The following is a 2884-nucleotide window of genomic DNA, read 5'->3' on the forward strand; positions in this document are numbered from 1 at the left end:
CGCGTCGAATCAGTCTGCCGGCGTATCCATTTGCCAGAAATCGCTACTGGGCTCCAAAGAAAACAGAGGCGTTATCATCCAATGCGGTTGGAAATAACGGAGCCACGATTCTCCATCCACTTCTGCACAATAATACTTCGGATCTTCATGAGCAGCGATACAGTTCACTTTTCACAATGGACTTGCCTATGCTTATGGATATCCATAAAGAGCAGCCAGCCAAATTATTGCCTGACTTGCTTCATCTGGAGATCGCCTATGCAGCTCTGGATTTGGCCATACCTGATGATCATGATCCAGCAGAACCTGAATTATCGATTCAATTGCAGGATGTGATATGGGACAGATCTATTTATGTGTCTGCTCAGCCGCTCCCGTTACACATCTCATTGCACTCCGAACCACATTTAACAGTGGGATACACCATATACGGTGAAAATGCAGAGGGAGATCATCCTATATATAGTAGCGGCGTGGCCAAAAAGGTGGGTTCAGCGTTTACAGCATCTGACACTTTGGAGGTTGGATCTATTGATGTTCTCTACACGGCTAAGCTGGATTCGTCGATCACCGATTTTGTAAACCATGCTCCAAAGCCAGCCTTGTCCTCATCTCCTTATGCGGTAGAACGTATATATACGGGGGAAGGTCATATCCTGATCAAGTTTGAACATGAGAAGGATGCACTATCTGTACCACCAGTGTACAAACTGCCAGTAGATGCAATTCACCTTGCTGTATATGGGGGACTGGGCTGGACGGAAAGCGAAAATGAAGCAAAACAGCAGCTGGATATTTCTGCTTCACATCCTGTTTATATTCAATCTCTTCAAAAATTTGATGCAGCCATTGGCGGTTCACCTGGCGGATCAACTGTTTCTTGGGCGAGAGTGGACAGGAGGGAGCGGGCTGGCAGGACACCGGGGCTTGAAGTGTTTGACATTCGTTTGTATTCATCAGAGGGTCGCATCATGTTAAAGATTCAGGGGGTAGAAGCAGGATTTACAGCCAAATCAGACGAGGCGGGAAATGAAGGAATGGCGGTCCATTCGGATGCTGCAAGTGCAAGTGCATTTGCCATTGAATCTTCAATTGTTGAACCCGAGAAAGAAACTTTGACCCTCTCAAAAGAGGCTGCATCTGCTCCGGTGGGTTCTCATAGAAGACCGGAGCTCTTGGGCCTGACAACGTCGGAATGCGTAAGATGGGAGTTAAAGGAACTGGCAGGGCAAACGTTGAAAATTCCAAGGGAACTGATTGATGGCAATGAAAATCTCGCTGAATACGGATTTGATTCCATTAGCCTGACTGAATACGCTACCATTCTTAATCAGCATTTTGGAGTGGATTTGGCACCATCCATATTTTTCGATCACACCACACTTCATGAATTGGCTCATTATCTGGAGCGAGAATTCGAGCAGGCAATCACGGATCAATATGCAGATCACGAAATTCAAACGGGAGAAAAACATATAGAGCAAGCCGCACTGTTAAAAAGCAAAACGGTACAGCATCGCTCCAAAGCCCGAAAGCCTAACGCCCAACGACAAGCATCTGGCAAGTACCGGCGTTTGGGCGATACAAGTCGAATACAAACGGCCGATGAACCTGTTGCCATTATTGGCATCAGCGGGCGATTTCCCGAAGCGCGCAATGTAGATGAGATGTGGTCGATTCTCGTAAATGGACAAACGGCTGTTAAGACCGTTCCCTCGGATCGATTCACCAGCAGTAAAAAGGATGCTACTTGGAAATGCGGTCTTGTACCAGGGGTACGAGAGTTTGATCCTCGCTTCTTCGAAATCTCTCCACGCGAGGCCGAGAGCATGGACCCGCGTCAGCGATTGTTGTTACAGGAGTCCTGGAGAGCGCTGGAAGATGCCGCTTATGGCAAAAAACAACTTTCCTCCGGCCGGGTCGGCATGTTTGTCGGGGTGGAGAATAATGAATATTTACAGTTTGTCGGCCTGGACGGACCGCTTACGTCGAATCACAATGCCATTTTGGCCGCCCGGTTAGCGTATCTGCTGGACCTGAATGGCCCGAATATGGCGATTAATACCGCTTGCTCTTCGGGGCTGGCGGCTGTTCATCAAGCCTGTGCCAGCCTGCGGGCGGGAGAGTGCGATACGGCGCTTGCGGCAGGGGTAAGCCTGCTGCTCACTGAACAGGGTTTCGAGGCCATGTCCCAGGCGGGCATGCTGTCTGAGGACGGACGCTGTTATGCGTTTGACCAGCGTGCCAATGGCATGGTTCCTGGAGAAGCGATCGCGGTGGTTGTGTTAAAGACCTTATCGCAGGCTGAGGCGGATGGAGATTCGATCTACGGGGTCATTCGGGGCAGCGGCATGAACTATGATGGCAAAACCAATGGAATTACTGCGCCAAGTGGTGTGGCACAGACAGCGCTAATGAATGAGGTATATGCCCGGTACGGCATTCGAGCGGAGGACATGCAGTACATTGTGACCCACGGGACGGGAACCCGCCTCGGAGACCCGGTCGAAATCAATGCTTTGCAGGAAGCCTACAAAGGACGGAATATGGCGCCAGGCTCCTGTGCGTTGACGTCGGTAAAAACGAATCTGGGTCATACCCTCGCCGCTTCGGGAGTGGTGAGCCTGATTAGCCTGATACAGGCGATGCGCTATGAGACGATTCCGGCAAGTCTGCACTGTGAGGAAGAGAGTGAGTATATCCGCTGGTCAGAGGGTCCTTTTTATGTGAACAAAAGCAATCGGCCTTGGCCACGAACAGAGCAGGCGAGATTGGGAGCTGTGAGTGCCTTTGGCATGAGTGGAACCAACGTGCATGTCGTGGTAGAGAGTTATGAAGGCAACAGGCAAAACCAAACCTCTGCCTATACGGCACCTTATTATTT

1 protein-coding gene is annotated in these 2884 nt (G+C 50.1%); it reads left to right on the forward strand.

Features of this window, described 5'->3' with window-relative positions:
- Nucleotides 1-2884, forward strand: a 2884-nt coding sequence (locus tag P364_RS36515) for a beta-ketoacyl synthase N-terminal-like domain-containing protein (RefSeq protein WP_236642461.1), incomplete at both ends; no start/stop codon positions are given.

Origin of the sequence: Paenibacillus sp. MAEPY2 (assembly GCF_000499205.1) — a bacterium.
GTDB lineage: Bacteria > Bacillota > Bacilli > Paenibacillales > Paenibacillaceae > Paenibacillus > Paenibacillus vandeheii.